Origin of the sequence: Prevotella micans F0438 (assembly GCF_000243035.1) — a bacterium.
GTDB lineage: Bacteria > Bacteroidota > Bacteroidia > Bacteroidales > Bacteroidaceae > Prevotella > Prevotella micans.
In genome coordinates this window covers 323,755-338,106 of record NZ_JH594521.1, presented here as the reverse complement: position 1 = coordinate 338,106, position 14,352 = coordinate 323,755, and the positions used below count along the sequence as shown (strand labels likewise).

Genomic DNA, 14,352 nt, shown 5'->3' with positions numbered 1-14,352 from the left:
GAAACTTCCAGAGATAGTATATTTTACTGTTTTACAACTTCGGAAAGTTCCGGAAATATATTATACTATTGTTTAAGTGTTTCGGAAAGCTACGAAGATATAAAACGAAATAGGATGGTAGGATATTTAAAGATTTACCCTCACAAGTAAAATCGGATAGGATAATAGATGATTAAAAACAAGAAAGACAATATTCCTTTGAGTGAAAAAAATCGTGTTCCGATAAAAAGTCGGGAAAGATAACAAGAGTTTAACGCCGCAACTTTTACTAGCACCGAACTCACGAGTATTTCTAATAATCGATTAGACGTAAATGTTTATTTTTGCAGACAACAAAACACAAGTTTCTTATGCAAGTCAGGAGTCATCTATCTATTCTAGTTCATGATTTGGCAAAAAAATATGGCGCCAAACAAGCTCTCACATTTAAAAATTTCGGTAGCACTACATGGAAATCGGTTTCGTGGAATCAATTCTCGTTTCGAGTGAAACAGGTTTCGAATGCATTACTCAACATCGGACTCAAACCGCACGAACGCATCGGCGTGTTTTCGCAGAACTGCATACAATATCTCTACACCGACTTTGGCGCATATGGCGTAAGGGCGGTTAGCATCCCGTTCTACGCAACAAGTTCGGAAGAGCAGATTCAATACATGATTCAGGATGCAGGCATAAGATTCTTGTTCGTTGGCGAGCAGGAACAATATAACAAAGCCCACAGAATATTCGCCCTCTGTCCGGCGCTCGAACGGATAATCATTTATGATTCTAGTGTGAGAATCAGTACGCACGACCCACACGCGCTATATTTCGAGGATTTTCTGAAGTTCGGCGAGAATCTGCCCCGTCAGCCCGAAGTAGAAAAACTGTGGGCCGAGGCGCAAATGAACGACATGTGCAACATTCTCTACACAAGCGGCACAACAGGCGAGGGAAAAGGCGTTATTCTGACTTATAAAATGTTCGACGCCGCCCTCGAGGCCAATGGCAAATGCGTTGCGGTGAGCAACAAGGACAGGATAATCAACTTCCTTCCGTTTACGCATATTTTCGAACGCGGCTGGGCCTATCTCGCCATGAGTCAAGGGGCCGAAATGATTATAAATACCGACCCGAAAGAAATTCAAAAAAGCATGCGCGAAACACACCCCACGTGCATGTCGGCCGTACCCCGATTCTGGGAAAAGGTTTATGTTGCCGTGAAAGAACGAATCGAAAGCTCGTCGCCCATGCAGCAAAAACTTTTCAAACACGCACGAGAAATTGGACGGAAACGCAACATAACCTATCTCGCACGAGGGAAACGTGCGCCGCTGAACATTGAGCTAGAATATCAGTTACTCAACAAAACCATCCTCAGCATTGTTCGCAAACAACTCGGATTAGAGCATCCCAACATTTTTCCAACCGCCGGCGCTTATGTCTCGCCAGAAGTGGAAGAATTTGTGCACAGCATCGGAATAAATATGATTGTAGGCTACGGACTCACCGAAAGTCTTGCCACCGTGAGCTGCGACCGCAAAGGCGAACCGTTTACCGTGGGTTCGGTTGGCAGGCCAATCGACAGCATATCCATAAAAATAGGCGCAAATAACGAAGTGTTGCTGAAAGGTCCGACCATCACACCAGGATATTTCCACCGCGACAAAGCCAACCAACAAGCGTTCGACAGTGACGGATTCTTCCACACAGGCGACGCTGGATATATAAAGGATGGTGAACTCTTTCTCACCGAACGCATAAAAGACCTGTTCAAAACATCGAACGGAAAATATGTTGCCCCGCAAATGGTGGAGGGAATGCTGCTCGTCGACAAATTCATCGACCAGGCCGTTGTGATAGCCGACCAGCGCAAGTATGTTTCGGCATTGATTGTTCCCGAGTTCCGCCTGCTAGAAATATGGGCTAAAGAACACGATGTAGAGTTCGAAAACCGTGAAGATTTGTGCCGCGACAAAAGAGTTTACAACATGATAATGGAACGAATCGAAACCCTACAGCAACGACTCGCACAGTACGAACAGGTGAAATGCTTCACCCTTCTTGCCCACCACTTTTCGCTCGAAAGCGGCGAGCTCACCAACACACTCAAGCTACGCCGGTCGATTATAAACAAAAACTTCAAAGAAGTAATCGACAAGATGTACGAGGAATAAAAAGAAACACCATGATTACAGCTGAACAATTGAAAGACATACAGGAACGAACCGAAGCTCTACATCGTTATCTGAACATCGACCGAAAACGCATCGAGTTCGAAGAAGAACAACTTCGCACACAAGCACCCGATTTCTGGGAAGACCCTGCAAGGGCGCAAGAGCAAATGCGTAAGGTGAAGAATATCGAAAAATGGATAAAGAGTTACGACACGGTTCGCATGCAGGCCGACGAACTCCAACTGGCATTCGATTTTTATAAGGACCAGCTTGTCACCGAGGAGGAAGTCGACGAAAATTATGCTCGGGTGGTTGAATCTATCGAAACTCTCGAACTAAAAAATATGCTCCGCCAGGAAGAAGACCCCATGGAATGTGTTATGAAAATAAACTCCGGAGCCGGCGGAACCGAAAGTCAAGACTGGGCCGAAATGCTAATGCGAATGTACATGCGCTGGGGTGAAGCACACGGCTATCGCGTCACCATATCCGACATTCAAGACGGCGACGAAGCCGGAATCAAAAGCGTAACCATGAAATTCGAGGGCGGCGAATATGCCTACGGCTATCTCAAAAGCGAAAACGGCGTGCATCGACTCGTTCGCGTGAGTCCATTCAACGCACAAGGCAAACGCATGACTAGCTTCGCCAGCGTATTCGTATCACCTTTGGTTGACGACACTATTGAAGTCTACGTAGACCCCGCCCGCGTGAGTTGGGACACATTCCGTTCGAGCGGTGCCGGCGGTCAGAACGTGAATAAAGTCGAATCGGGTGTCCGTTTACGCTATCAATACGAAGACCCCGACACAGGTGAAAAAGAAGAAATTCTCATCGAAAACACCGAAACCCGCGACCAACCCAAGAACCGCGCAAAAGCCATGCAACTTCTCAAATCGCAACTCTACGACCGCGCAATGAAAAAACGCATGGAAGAACAGGCCAAAATCGAAGCATCGAAAAAGAAAATCGAATGGGGAAGCCAAATCAGAAGCTATGTGTTCGACGACAAACGAGTGAAAGACCATCGAACAAACCATCAAACATCCGACGTAGATGGAGTAATGAACGGCAAAATCGACGACTTCATCAAAGCCTATCTAATGGAATTCCCCACAACCGAAACCGAATAGAATAATCTTAAAACAAACATCATTATGAGTCAAAAAAGCAAACTGAATCGCAAAAGACGCGAAGAAAAACAAGAACGACAGGCACGCAAGGTGTTCAAATGGATAGTCATCTCACTACTCGTTCTCGCAGTGTTGATAACAGCTTTCTATGAATATATGTTAAGCTAATGAGTGGCTTTGAAATAGAACGGAAATTTCTTGTGCGAAAGAATTCCAACTGGAAAGCCATGGCGAAATCGTCTACCCGAATCAAACAAGGCTATTTCGCGGCAGAAAATACCGTTCGCATCCGTATTCGCGACAATCGAGGCTACCTCACAATAAAAGGTCCATCAACAAATGGTGGACTGACACGCTATGAATTCGAGAAAGAAATATCTCTCGATGAAGCTGAAAATCTGCTCAAACTTTGTCAAGGCAGTATAATTGACAAACGTCGCTATCTCATCGACTCCGATACTCATACCATCGAAGTAGATGAATTCTATGGCGACAACGAAGGTCTTGTGCTCGCCGAAATAGAACTGTCCAGCGAAACTGAATCTTTTTCCCATCCCGCTTTTCTTGGTCCGGAAGTCACCGGCAAGAAGAATTTCTACAACTCCCAAATGCGCTTCTTCCCTTTCAAACTTTGGCGCGATCAACTGTCTAGGGAATACTGGTGAATATGATTAAAGCTAAACCTTTTATTAAGTGGGTTGGCGGTAAAAGTCAACTTTTGGAACAACTAGATGCACAACTTCCCGTTAATTTTGCCGATTGGAAAGATGCAACATATATAGAACCATTCGTGGGCGGCGGAGCAATGTTGTTTTATATGCTACAACATTATCAAAACATCAATCATGTTGTGATTAACGACATAAATACGAATCTTACAATATGTTATTCTATCATACGCAACAATCCGGAGCCTTCAATGTTCCATTCGGCAGATATGATCGCCCATTAAGCAACACCTCGAATTTCAACGACTACACGAAAGACATCTTCAACGAACTGATAAACCTCCTGAAATCCGAATGAAAATCTATTCTCGCGAGGTGGCGATTCAACGAATGAACTCTTTGGCAAATCAAAACAAAGAGTTTTTTTTCATCATAAGCTACGACACAAAACAAGCTTACATAGAAGAACTTGCTAACATCGATAATGCTCGATTACTCTTTTCATTCCCCGACCTTAGCAACGCACCTTCAGCAAACATTCAATACAAAAACGACATTGAATGGAAAATGATTCCGCCCAACAGAAATGCCTACAATCGTAGCATTGAGTACGTGAAAAGCAATATTCGCGCTGGAAACAGCTATCTCACTAATCTAACTTGCCGCATGCCTATCGAAACCAATCTAACGATGCACGATATATTCCAACGCTCTAAAGCCCTCTACAAATGCTGGCTGCGCGACAGATTCGTGTGCTTCTCGCCCGAAATATTCGTACGGGTAGACGGCGAAATCATCAGCTCCTTTCCCATGAAAGGCACCATCGATGCTACGGTTACAAACGCCGCCGAAGAACTGATGAAAAACCCGAAAGAAGCCGCCGAACACGCAACCATCGTAGACCTCATCCGAAACGACCTAAGCATAGTGGCCAACAGTGTACGAGTTGAACGTTACAGATACATAGACCGACTAGAAACTAATCACGGCGCTATTCTTCAAACCAGCTCCGAAATACGCGGCCATCTCGCCCCCCCCTACCTCCATAATCCCGGCAGCATGCTCTTCGCCCTTCTTCCAGCCGGCTCAATCACCGGAGCGCCCAAACGCAAAACTGTGCAAATAATCAGCGAGGCCGAAGATTACGAGCGCGGATTCTACACCGGCGTTATGGGGTACTACAGTCACGGTCGCCTCGACAGCGCCGTCATGATAAGATTCATCGACCAAGAAGATGGAAAATTTTTCTACAAGGCCGGAGGCGGAATAACCGCCCGAAGTGATAACGAAGCCGAATATCAAGAAGTAATCGAGAAAGTTTATGTGCCGATTTATTGAAACTATCCGTATTGAACACGGCCGAGCTCACAACCTTACTCGTCACGAACAGCGCATGGAAGCAACCTGCCGACATTTCGGATTCCAAGCTCCGCTAGCCGAGTTAAACCGTATTTGCAATCACCCTACCCTCCCCCGTAGACTCTCAAAACTCCGAATTGTCTACGGCCCCGAAGGAATCGTCGAAACAAGCTACACTCCATATTCCATACGAAAAGTAGACACCCTAGGGCTTGTAGATGGATTCGATATCGACTATTCCTACAAATTCCTCAACCGCAACTGTCTCAACCAACTAAAAGACGGCAACTCTCATTTCGACGAAATAATAATCGTGCGCCACGGCCTGATAACCGACACATCCTACACGAATCTCGCATTCTTCGATGGTCGTACATGGTTCACTCCTCGCACTCCCCTCCTTCCCGGCACAATGCGCGCTCGCTTACTCGAAGAAGGTCGTCTCACACTGTGCGACATTCGTCCTTCCGGGCTGAACGTTTTCAGTCATGTTGCCCTCATCAATGCAATGCTGAATCTCGGCGAGCTGCAACTCCCTATCAATCGAATAACAAACCGATAACCCCGGCATCACCCCTAATTATAGTGCAATATGGTAATCCTCCCCTGCCCCAAAAACGACAAATGATCACGATCAAACGTCAATCAAATCAATCATTAAAAAAAATATTTCCCCCATAACACATCTAAGAAGGCTGAATATCTGTTGAGAACGACATAACCTTTTCCCTCTGTTTTATAGCTCTATTAAAATACTATTAACTTTGCACCAAAACCTTTCACAAATCAAATAAATTAAGAATGGTAACTTCTCCGATTTTTACTCGTCTTTAGACGAGAGACGAATACAGAGATAAGCGTATGAATTATGACTCCAATACTGCATATCTTATAGTTCGACCTAGATAAACGAATCATATGAAACACAATTTATTTGTATCACTGCCTATATTGCTCACCCTGATGATTCTATCGTCATGCGATCCGATTGGAAATCTTTTTTTCAACAAAACCTTCTATGCCGGAAAAGCGGAGATGTCCTTTTCTGCCGATGGAGGAAAAGATGAAACATCTATTGTTAATAGTAGCCATAAGCCGGTTAAAGGAAAAACAGGTTGGAGCTTCAGCCAGGTTTATATAGTTGATGAAAAAAATAATTCCCAAGACATATTACTTCAAGATAAGGAGGAGGAACTCCCCAACGAAACGTATATGGTAGATGCCGGTTGGGTAAAGTTCTATTATCCGAAAAAAAGAAATAAGATTCGAGTGGAAGTTGCTCCCAATCCGAATAAAGAAATGCGGAAACTGATTTTTGATGGAGGTGGAGGACCAGTCTACTACATAAAAATAGTTATAAAGCAAGCCGGGAAAACCGACTAGCAAATAGATTCCCCCCATAACAAATCCAAGAAGGCTGAATATCTGTTTAAAACAACATAACATCTTCCCTCTGTTTTATAGATCTATTAAAATACTATTAACTTTACACCAAACATTTCATAAATCGAATAAATTAAATATGAAAAAAATTATTATTTCACTCACTCTGCTGAGTATGTTTGTATTCACTGCTTGTCAAAACGACCAGAATGCTCAAATTGAGAATGATGCTACAGAAAAGGTATCGCAGTCTTCCCAATTTTTAGTAACTCCCGAGGAGGCTAGACAATCTCTTAAAAATTTTATGGATGATGTTGCAGCTCAAACTCGTGGTAACAATAGTACGATTCGTGAAATCGATGAGATTATCGATCTAAACAAGTTTCCATCCACTCGATCTACTTCTCCTCTAGTTAAATCTATCGGAGAAGACTTCTACATTGCAACTTTCAAAAACGACAAGGGATATGCACTCTTATCTAAGGATAAGCGTACTTCTCCGATTTTTGCCGTTTTAGATGATGGGCATTTCTCTATTGATGACCTGGAAGAGTCTATAAAGCGGCTCACGCTCTTTTAGAATTACAGGTACGAGGTAGAGAGGCTGAGATGAGATATTATCATAGATGGATTAATGATAATGATAAGGATAAGATAATAGGCCTAAAGTCACTGATGAAAATGTTGATTGCTGGAATCCTTATTATGACCACATTAGAGATGGATGGAGGATGGTCCGATTCGCTGAACCGAGATTAAATACTAAATGGGGACAAAACATATCAGAAGATAAAGCAACTTTATACATAAATAAAAATGGAGCTCCCTATGATTCCGTATATAAGGTTAATAATGTTTCCACAAGTATTTGTGATAAAAGTAAAGTAGAAGCTTATGGTTGTACACCAGTAGCATATGCACAAGTTATGTATGCTTTACGTAACGAGAATGGTTTCAAAGATCTTAAATATACAAATGGGGAACCTGTTCTCTGGAATAATATGAATCCTGATAGATCTTATCAGATACAAGAAGTAGAACGTTTTATAGGATGGATAACTGCTAATTGTTCACCAACTTATTTGAAAGAGGGGACGATGGTTTTTAACACCAATGCAAAAGATTTTATGCGTAAGATTCTTGACCCATATATAAACTTCACGTTATCAGAACTGTATTATGTGGGAAGGTGATTTTAACGGCTATGGGTGGAAAGAGAGTCAAAAAGTTGTAGAGGAGTTTTTTAAATATCCCAAATGCTTTGTAATAATGACCGGCAGTCCCCAAATATTCAGTAAGAGTTATCATACTTTTGTTATCGATGGTATGGTAGAGCTACATAAAGATGGTGTTAAAGGAAGTGGATTTCTAGGTACCGGTCTTTTCAGCAAGACACATTATGGAATCCGCCATCTTTACCATGTTAATCCGGGATGGAATGGAAAACATCGTGGTTTTTTCCTTTATGTGCAAAACGTAAATAATGAATTCGATTACTACAGTAATAAGCATATGAATTATGACTCCAATACTGCATATTTTATAGTTCGACCTAGATAAACGGAATCATATGAAACACAATTTATTTGTATCACTGCCTATATTGCTCGCCCTGATGATTCTATCGTCATGCGATCCGAATGGAAATCTGTTTTTCAACAAGACCTTCCGTGCCGGAAAAGTGGAGATGTCCTTTTCTGCCAATGGGGGAAAAGATGAAACATCTATCGTTAATAGTAGTCATAAACCGGTTAAAGGAAAAATAGGTTGGAGCTTTAGCCAGGTTTATACAGTTGATGAAAAAAATAATTTCAAATACATCTTACTTCAAGATAAGGAGGAGGAACTCCCCGACGGAACGTATATGGTAGATGCCGGTTGGGTAAAGTTCTATTATCCGAAAAAAAGAAATAAGATTCGAGTGGAGGTTGCTCCCAACCCGAATAAAGAAATGCGAAAACTGATTTTTGATGGAGGTGGAGGACCAGTCTACTATATAAATATAGTTATAAAGCAAGCCGGGAAAACCGACTAGCAAACAGATATACCCTTATAACACATCGGAAAAGGCTGAATGCTCAATTGAAAGCATTCAGCCTTCTTCAGTTCTTTATGAGGGGAGAGAAAGCGGAATCACAAGCGTTATTCGTCGGAGAGAAGCTTAGCTATTTCGTCGTCGGTTTTCTTTATCCGCGAGCGACAGAGTTTAATCAACGACTGCGCTCTTTTGAGTTCGGCGGTAAGAGAATCTAGGTCGAGCGAACCTTGCTCCATACGGTCGACAATAGCTTCAAGCTCGGTTATCGCCTTTTCATAGTTCATTTGTTTATTCATAAGTCTTGCTGTTTTACGATTGATTCTATACTTCCTTTTGAAAAACGGGTGAGCAGCGTGTCGCCCGATTTAAGTGTAGAGGCCAAGCGCACAACGCGCCCGTTATGGAGAGTTATGCTATAGCCCAATTTCAATAGTCGGTCTGGATTATTGGCTTGTACCCGTTGCTGAATAAGTTCGAGCCGATGTTGCTGCTGCGTTATCCTATTACGTACCAAGAGCGGCAGGGAGCGAGTAAGATTATCGAGCCGTCGGGAATGTTTGTCGAGCAACTCGTGAACGACAGTACTCAAGCGATGCGAGTCGGCCTGGATTCGTGCCTGCTGTTGGGTTATGAGGATTTTCACTAGAGCCGGAGTTTTGGAGATGATGCGCCCTATTCGTTGCTGCTCGTCGTCGATTCGGTTTCTTATAAGACTAGTCATTCTGCTTTCCGCTTCACCAATGTCGTTCCATGTTCGGAGAAGGTGATCTGTGAGGAATGAAGCAGCGGCGGTGGGCGTTTTAACGGATGTGTGCGAAATCATATCGAGAATGGACTGGTCGCGCTCATGCCCGATGCCTGTTATTATCGGCAGCGGAAAGTTGGCCACGTTTTCAGCCAGCTGGAGAGTGTCGAATCCGGTTAGATCGGCCGTTGCTCCGCCACCTCGGATAATAACCACGCAATCGAACTGTTCACAACGTTTGTTGATTTCGTTAAGCACCGAAATCACGCTATGTTCAACCTGTTCGCCTTGCATCACGGCTGGGAAGAGGCGGGGTGTAAAACTAAGGTTGTGAATGTTGTTTTGCAATTGATGGACGAAGTCGCCGTAGCCCGCTGCTGTTTCCGACGAGATAACGGCTATACGTTGCGCGAATCGCGGGAGAGTAAGTTCGTGCTGTAGGTCGAAAACACCTTCGTCTTTCAGACGGCGGATTATTTCGAGTCGCTGCCGTGCTATATCGCCGAGGGTGAATTCTGGATTGATATCGTCGACAATCCACGAGAATCCATATCGCTGGTGGAACTGCGCATGCACTCTAATAAGGAGTTTCATTCCGGCCCGTAGATTCTGCCCGGTAACTCGTTGGAATTGTTCGCGAAGTGCAAGCCATGCAGAGCGCCAACATTTAGCCGAAGCCTGGGCTATGGGCGTGTTTGTTGCTTCGTCTTTCTGTGTTAGGCTAAGGTAAAGGTGCCCGCCGTTTTCACGACTTTCGGCGAGTTCGGCTTCAACCCAGAAAGATTGCGGTAAGGCGGTCGAAACAAGGTCGGCCACGAGAGAGTTAAGTTCAAAGAGGGAGAGATTTCTCATTGTTCTGTCGAGGAGCGGTTGCTTTGATAGGCTTTCCAGAAGTCGGGAATGCCGTAGCCGAAGACGTTATCGGGATGCTCTTTTCTGTTGGCCGAGCTGCGCACAATATCTATGATTTCGAGGGCTGTTTTTTGCGGCAATGCTTGCCACAAACAGGCCACCATACCCGCAACAAGCGGACAGGCGAACGACGTACCGGTGTCTTGGATGATGAAACCGCGCCCCGACACTACGCTGGTTGGACAACCAAAGGCCATCACGTCGGGCTTCACTCTACCGTCGGTTGTCGGACCGATTGAGCTGAATGCGGCGTTAAGACTGTCGGGGGCTATTGCTCCAACCGTGAGAATATCGGGTGCATCGGCCGGTACACTGATTTTTTTCCATGTTCCCATCCCATCGTTTCCGGCACTGTTCACAAGTACAATTCCTTTGCGGGCCAGCATAGAAGCAGTGCGCGATATTAACGCGGTTCTACCGTCGAGGTCTATGTAAGAATAGTTTTGCCGCTTGTCGTCGAAATAATGATAGCCCAACGACGAGCTGATTATATCGGCGCCCACCGAGTCGGCAAATTCAACTCCGGCCGCCCAGAAATCTTCTTCGGCCTGCGTTTCGGTTATGAAATCTTCGCATCGCAGTAGCCAATAACCAGCCTGCGGAGCCGTTCCCACGAACACCGAAGGTTGATTAACGGCCATCGTAGAGAGCGTTTTGGTACCATGGTCCATATGGCGGAAAACATCATTATCGTTATCGGTTCCGCTCACGAAGTTGCGCGTGCCCAGGATGTTCACGTTCGCGAAGGTAGGCATGCGGTCAACGTTCATGAATCCGGCGTCGAGCACGGCTATGCTGATTCCTTTTCCAGTGAATCCGTGGTTATGCAACTGTCTCCCGTTGAAGCCTTCTATTTGCCGGCGCGCAATTCCATAGTAGTCGGTTGCGATTGAGTCAAGCAGCATCAGCCGGTCTTGGAACTTCACACGCAATTGCTGCGGACGAATCGAATCGGGCGACGCAAACACCTGTTTGTTTGATACAACAAACGGCAATGCAGCCAGCGCTTCGAGTTTGACAATATTATTTCCACGTACCAGAGCTGTGTTGTTCCACTTGCTCAAGGCCACAATTTTCAAACCCGATTTACGAATCTGCCTGAGATAGACTTCCGACACGGGCAGGTCGGTTGAATCGATTATGAGTTTTTGTTTTGTTCGTCGCTGCAACGCCCGTTTCGAGAGAAACTTTTCGGGTTGAGCAATAGAACCCGTTGTGCCAACCTTATCGCGAAAGGCGATTCTGTACATATAGGTCTTTCCGCCGGGATAGGCCACGAGTCGGCCATCGCTCGACTGTGCCGACAGGCTTGCCATGGCTGTGAAGAGCAGCAGGGAAAGGATAATGGTTTTCATGCGAGGGCTTATGTGTTTTTAGGTTCAAGAATCTGCCACAGAGGGTCGGGCGGAAGAGGGGAAGTGACACTTATTATGCGATGCGAAACCGGATGTTCGAACTCCACGTGGCGACTAAGAAGCGATATGCCTCCGTCGGGATTCGAACGGTGTGCGCCATATTTCAGGTCGCCGCGGATGGGACATCCCATAGTTGCCAGCTGACAGCGAATTTGGTGATGTCGACCCGTCATAAGATTCACTTCCAGTAGCGTGTAGTTGTCGCCCTCGGTGAGCGTGCGATAGCTAAGAATCGCCTCTTTCGACCTCGGCATTTCGTGTTTATAGGCATAGCTTCGGTTTTGGTTTTCGTTTCTCACGAGCCAGTCAACCAGTGTTGCCTCGGGTTGCGCAGGTTTGCCTTCAACTATGGCCCAGTAGATTTTGCGCACCATTCCATGTCGAAACATATCGTTGAGTCTGACGAGTGCCTTCGAAGTTTTGGCAAACACCACGTTGCCGGCCACCGGTCTGTCGAGCCGATGTACGGTGCCTAGGAAAACATTTCCGGGCTTGTTGTATTTTTCTTTGAGCCATTGCTTAACGATTTCCGACAACGGTGTGTCGCCGCTTTTGTCGAAATGCACTAATTCGCCGGCCTCCTTGCAAACAATAATCACATGATTGTCTTCGTATAACACTTCCATAAACCTGTAGATGAAAAAGGCAAAGGGCTTTTCGTTGCTCCTTTGCCGTATTTTTTTTCTGATTCTTTAGAAATCCATTCGGGTAGAATCAGGTATTCATTCCACCGTCTACCTGAATAACCTGCCCTGTGACGTAGCTCGACAAGTCGGAAGCCAGATAGAGTGCTGTGTTTGCAATATCTTCAACCTGTCCACCGCGACGGAGTGGAATTTTTGAAATCCATTCATTACGGATGTCGTCGGTGAGCTGTTGAGTCATTGCCGTGTCGATAAATCCTGGTGCGATGGCATTGGCGCGAATACCTTTGGGTCCCATTTCCTGGGCTACGCTCTTTGCCAGAGCAATCATTCCGGCTTTCGATGCGGCATAGTTGGCTTGCCCGGCATTACCGTGAACGCCCACCACGCTGGCCATATTGATTATGCTTCCGCCGCGCTGGCGCATCATCACCGGCACGCAGGCGTGTATGAAGTTGAACGCGCTTTTCAGATTCACGCCGATAACGGCATCCCATTGCGCCTCGGTCATTCGAAGCATGAGTCCATCTTTAGTTATTCCGGCGTTGTTCACAAGAATATCCACGCTTCCGAACTCTTCCTTGACCATTTTAACAACCTCTTCGGATTGGGCAAAGTCGGCCGCATTGCTCGAATAGCCTTTCGCTTTCACGCCTAGAGCAGCAATTTCGCGCTCGGTTGCCAAACCTCCGCCGGCTTCGTCGATAACCAAGTCGGTGAAGGCGATGTTAGCTCCTTCCTGAGCGAATTTCAAAGCGATGGCTTTTCCTATTCCACGTGCAGCTCCTGTGATGAGCGCTGTCTTTCCTTGTAGTATTCCCATTGTCTAATTTCTTTTTGATGTATATATATAATGAATAATTCTCTCTCGTTTTATCTCTGTTTTTTCTTGTTATGCCCCAGTGCGCCATAAACAACTTTGGCCACCATCGGCCGGCTGCTTTCTTCGGTTAGCCCGTGTCCCAAACGCCCGTAAATGAAGGGTACTTCGAGTCCTTTTATGCAATAGTGTGTAATGTCGGCCACAAGTTCCACGTCTTCGATATCGAACTCTCCGTCGGCTTTAGCTTCGGTATAGACCTTTCTGAAAAGTTCGATTTCGTCTTCGTCGAAATTCTTCCTAACCTTTTCTACCATCCATATATTACGGAAAAATTCGGCACGCAGATTACCATTTCTCATCACCGTTTCTTTAATCATGCTCAGGTGTGTATAGATGAGTTCGATAATCTTGTCTTGGGGTGAAATTTTCTTTGCGGCTACCTCATCGAGCTTGTCGGAGAGGCGTTCCAGTTCGCCTTCAATGACTGCGTAGTAGATGTCTTCCTTACTTTTAAAGTAGGTGTAGAGTGTTCGTCGTCCTTTGTCAGACGCCTTTGCAATATCGTTCATCGTAGTGTTTGCAATGCCGTTTTTGGCGAACAACTGTCTAGCTACATCGACAAGTTTTTGTCTCGTTTTGGAAACAGACATATCTCCTCCTATTTTTTGATTAAATGGCATTTGCACGTTGCAAATGTTGCGTGCAAATGTATTGCTTTTTAAATTCTCTCCAAAAGATTGTCCTTGTCGGGAGACCGTCGGCGCCCGGCTGAGAGGATATAGTAATAGATATGAACGGGAGAGGAGTATTCATACGGTTTAATCTTATATCGAACCGCTTGTTCTAAATCAAGAAGACATGTGAACTTTTGTTCAGACAGATTGATTGATATATCTTTGCCGACGTGAAACAGTTAGCAATACATTTCCAGAACCCGATCGCACAGGCGCTCACCCCTATGACGCAGAGAAATTTCGATTTCTCTGTGATTTTTTCGTCCAATAATTTGGTGGGTTCGGAAAAAGTGCTAACACACACACACACACACACACACACACACACACACACACACA

At 45.1% G+C, this 14,352-nt stretch carries 17 protein-coding genes and 1 pseudogene; 12 read left to right on the top strand and 6 right to left on the bottom strand.

Annotated elements, in window-relative coordinates; translation table 11 throughout:
- Nucleotides 1-350: 350 nt before the first annotated feature.
- From HMPREF9140_RS01300 to HMPREF9140_RS01250, 12 genes and pseudogenes are all read left to right on the top strand, one after another.
- A complete protein-coding gene (locus HMPREF9140_RS01300; RefSeq protein WP_006951200.1) occupies nt 351-2,159 on the top strand; it encodes an AMP-dependent synthetase/ligase in 1,809 nt (602 codons plus the stop codon).
- A gap of 11 nt (nt 2,160-2,170) precedes the next feature.
- Complete coding sequence (gene prfB / locus HMPREF9140_RS01295; RefSeq protein WP_006951199.1) at nt 2,171-3,292, top strand: peptide chain release factor 2; 1,122 nt, start codon at nt 2,171-2,173, stop codon at nt 3,290-3,292.
- 24 nt (nt 3,293-3,316) lie between these two features.
- Nucleotides 3,317-3,460 (top strand): hypothetical protein, encoded by a 144-nt coding sequence (locus HMPREF9140_RS10555; RefSeq protein WP_006951195.1) that lies wholly within the window; start codon nt 3,317-3,319, stop codon nt 3,458-3,460.
- Nucleotides 3,460-3,957 (top strand): CYTH domain-containing protein, encoded by a 498-nt coding sequence (locus tag HMPREF9140_RS01290; protein WP_006951194.1) that lies wholly within the window; start codon nt 3,460-3,462, stop codon nt 3,955-3,957. The genes HMPREF9140_RS10555 and HMPREF9140_RS01290 overlap by 1 nt, the downstream gene beginning before the upstream one ends.
- Before the next feature lie 2 nt (nt 3,958-3,959).
- Nucleotides 3,960-4,205, top strand: a pseudogene (locus tag HMPREF9140_RS01285) (DNA adenine methylase); the annotation flags it as partial.
- A 109-nt stretch (nt 4,206-4,314) separates the two neighbouring features.
- Complete coding sequence (locus HMPREF9140_RS01280) at nt 4,315-5,298, top strand: aminodeoxychorismate synthase component I (RefSeq protein WP_006951192.1); 984 nt, start codon at nt 4,315-4,317, stop codon at nt 5,296-5,298.
- Nucleotides 5,282-5,881 carry an aminotransferase class IV gene (locus tag HMPREF9140_RS01275; protein WP_006951191.1) on the top strand — a complete coding sequence of 200 codons (600 nt, stop codon included), beginning with the start codon at nt 5,282-5,284 and terminating at the stop codon, nt 5,879-5,881. The genes HMPREF9140_RS01280 and HMPREF9140_RS01275 overlap by 17 nt, the downstream gene beginning before the upstream one ends.
- A 356-nt stretch (nt 5,882-6,237) precedes the next feature.
- Nucleotides 6,238-6,702 carry a hypothetical protein gene (locus HMPREF9140_RS01270; protein WP_006951190.1) on the top strand — a complete coding sequence of 155 codons (465 nt, stop codon included), beginning with the start codon at nt 6,238-6,240 and terminating at the stop codon, nt 6,700-6,702.
- Nucleotides 6,703-6,841: 139 nt separating this feature from the next.
- Entirely contained in the window at nt 6,842-7,282 is a 441-nt protein-coding gene (locus tag HMPREF9140_RS01265) for a Spi family protease inhibitor (RefSeq protein ID WP_006951189.1), read from the top strand.
- A gap of 151 nt (nt 7,283-7,433) precedes the next feature.
- Nucleotides 7,434-7,895 (top strand): C10 family peptidase, encoded by a 462-nt coding sequence (locus HMPREF9140_RS10885; RefSeq protein WP_006951188.1) that lies wholly within the window; start codon nt 7,434-7,436, stop codon nt 7,893-7,895.
- On the top strand, nt 7,882-8,262 hold the full coding sequence (locus HMPREF9140_RS10880; protein WP_006951187.1) for a C10 family peptidase: 381 nt from the start codon (nt 7,882-7,884) through the stop codon (nt 8,260-8,262). The genes HMPREF9140_RS10885 and HMPREF9140_RS10880 overlap by 14 nt, the downstream gene beginning before the upstream one ends.
- A 10-nt stretch (nt 8,263-8,272) precedes the next feature.
- Nucleotides 8,273-8,737: a hypothetical protein gene (locus tag HMPREF9140_RS01250; protein WP_006951186.1), complete on the top strand. Its 465-nt coding sequence runs from the start codon at nt 8,273-8,275 to the stop codon at nt 8,735-8,737.
- A gap of 107 nt (nt 8,738-8,844) precedes the next feature.
- Here HMPREF9140_RS01250 and xseB read toward each other — a convergent pair whose 3' ends face one another.
- The 6 genes from xseB to HMPREF9140_RS01220 all read right to left on the bottom strand — a co-directional run bounded on the left by xseB (nt 8,845) and on the right by HMPREF9140_RS01220 (nt 13,929).
- Nucleotides 8,845-9,036: an exodeoxyribonuclease VII small subunit gene (gene xseB, locus HMPREF9140_RS01245; RefSeq protein WP_018572063.1), complete on the bottom strand. Its 192-nt coding sequence runs from the start codon at nt 9,034-9,036 to the stop codon at nt 8,845-8,847.
- Nucleotides 9,033-10,337, bottom strand: coding sequence for an exodeoxyribonuclease VII large subunit (xseA, locus tag HMPREF9140_RS01240; RefSeq protein ID WP_006951184.1), 1,305 nt, complete (start codon nt 10,335-10,337; stop codon nt 9,033-9,035). Before xseA ends, xseB begins: the two co-directional genes overlap by 4 nt.
- A complete protein-coding gene (locus tag HMPREF9140_RS01235; RefSeq protein ID WP_006951183.1) occupies nt 10,334-11,752 on the bottom strand; it encodes a S8 family serine peptidase in 1,419 nt (472 codons plus the stop codon). Before HMPREF9140_RS01235 ends, xseA begins: the two co-directional genes overlap by 4 nt.
- Nucleotides 11,753-11,760: 8 nt before the next feature.
- Nucleotides 11,761-12,438, bottom strand: a complete 678-nt coding sequence (locus HMPREF9140_RS01230) for an RluA family pseudouridine synthase (protein WP_006951182.1) — start codon at nt 12,436-12,438, stop codon at nt 11,761-11,763.
- 88 nt (nt 12,439-12,526) lie between these two features.
- Nucleotides 12,527-13,279 (bottom strand): 3-oxoacyl-[acyl-carrier-protein] reductase, encoded by a 753-nt coding sequence (fabG, locus tag HMPREF9140_RS01225; RefSeq protein WP_006951181.1) that lies wholly within the window; start codon nt 13,277-13,279, stop codon nt 12,527-12,529.
- Between the two features lie 50 nt (nt 13,280-13,329).
- Nucleotides 13,330-13,929: a TetR/AcrR family transcriptional regulator gene (locus HMPREF9140_RS01220; protein WP_006951180.1), complete on the bottom strand. Its 600-nt coding sequence runs from the start codon at nt 13,927-13,929 to the stop codon at nt 13,330-13,332.
- Nucleotides 13,930-14,352 lie beyond the last annotated feature (423 nt).

Bases quoted from the DNA above. Each gene is read 5' to 3' on its own strand.
- HMPREF9140_RS01300 (WP_006951200.1), top strand. From the start codon at position 351: ATGCAAGTCAGGAGTCATCTATCTATTCTAGTTCATGATTTGGCAAAA.
- prfB (WP_006951199.1), top strand. From the start codon at position 2,171: ATGATTACAGCTGAACAATTGAAAGACATACAGGAACGAACCGAAGCT.
- HMPREF9140_RS10555 (WP_006951195.1), top strand. From the start codon at position 3,317: ATGAGTCAAAAAAGCAAACTGAATCGCAAAAGACGCGAAGAAAAACAA.
- HMPREF9140_RS01290 (WP_006951194.1), top strand. From the start codon at position 3,460: ATGAGTGGCTTTGAAATAGAACGGAAATTTCTTGTGCGAAAGAATTCC.
- HMPREF9140_RS01280 (WP_006951192.1), top strand. From the start codon at position 4,315: ATGAAAATCTATTCTCGCGAGGTGGCGATTCAACGAATGAACTCTTTG.
- HMPREF9140_RS01275 (WP_006951191.1), top strand. From the start codon at position 5,282: ATGTGCCGATTTATTGAAACTATCCGTATTGAACACGGCCGAGCTCAC.
- HMPREF9140_RS01270 (WP_006951190.1), top strand. From the start codon at position 6,238: ATGAAACACAATTTATTTGTATCACTGCCTATATTGCTCACCCTGATG.
- HMPREF9140_RS01265 (WP_006951189.1), top strand. From the start codon at position 6,842: ATGAAAAAAATTATTATTTCACTCACTCTGCTGAGTATGTTTGTATTC.
- HMPREF9140_RS10885 (WP_006951188.1), top strand. From the start codon at position 7,434: ATGGTCCGATTCGCTGAACCGAGATTAAATACTAAATGGGGACAAAAC.
- HMPREF9140_RS10880 (WP_006951187.1), top strand. From the start codon at position 7,882: ATGTGGGAAGGTGATTTTAACGGCTATGGGTGGAAAGAGAGTCAAAAA.
- HMPREF9140_RS01250 (WP_006951186.1), top strand. From the start codon at position 8,273: ATGAAACACAATTTATTTGTATCACTGCCTATATTGCTCGCCCTGATG.
- xseB (WP_018572063.1), bottom strand. From the start codon at position 9,036: ATGAATAAACAAATGAACTATGAAAAGGCGATAACCGAGCTTGAAGCT.
- xseA (WP_006951184.1), bottom strand. From the start codon at position 10,337: ATGAGAAATCTCTCCCTCTTTGAACTTAACTCTCTCGTGGCCGACCTT.
- HMPREF9140_RS01235 (WP_006951183.1), bottom strand. From the start codon at position 11,752: ATGAAAACCATTATCCTTTCCCTGCTGCTCTTCACAGCCATGGCAAGC.
- HMPREF9140_RS01230 (WP_006951182.1), bottom strand. From the start codon at position 12,438: ATGGAAGTGTTATACGAAGACAATCATGTGATTATTGTTTGCAAGGAG.
- fabG (WP_006951181.1), bottom strand. From the start codon at position 13,279: ATGGGAATACTACAAGGAAAGACAGCGCTCATCACAGGAGCTGCACGT.
- HMPREF9140_RS01220 (WP_006951180.1), bottom strand. From the start codon at position 13,929: ATGTCTGTTTCCAAAACGAGACAAAAACTTGTCGATGTAGCTAGACAG.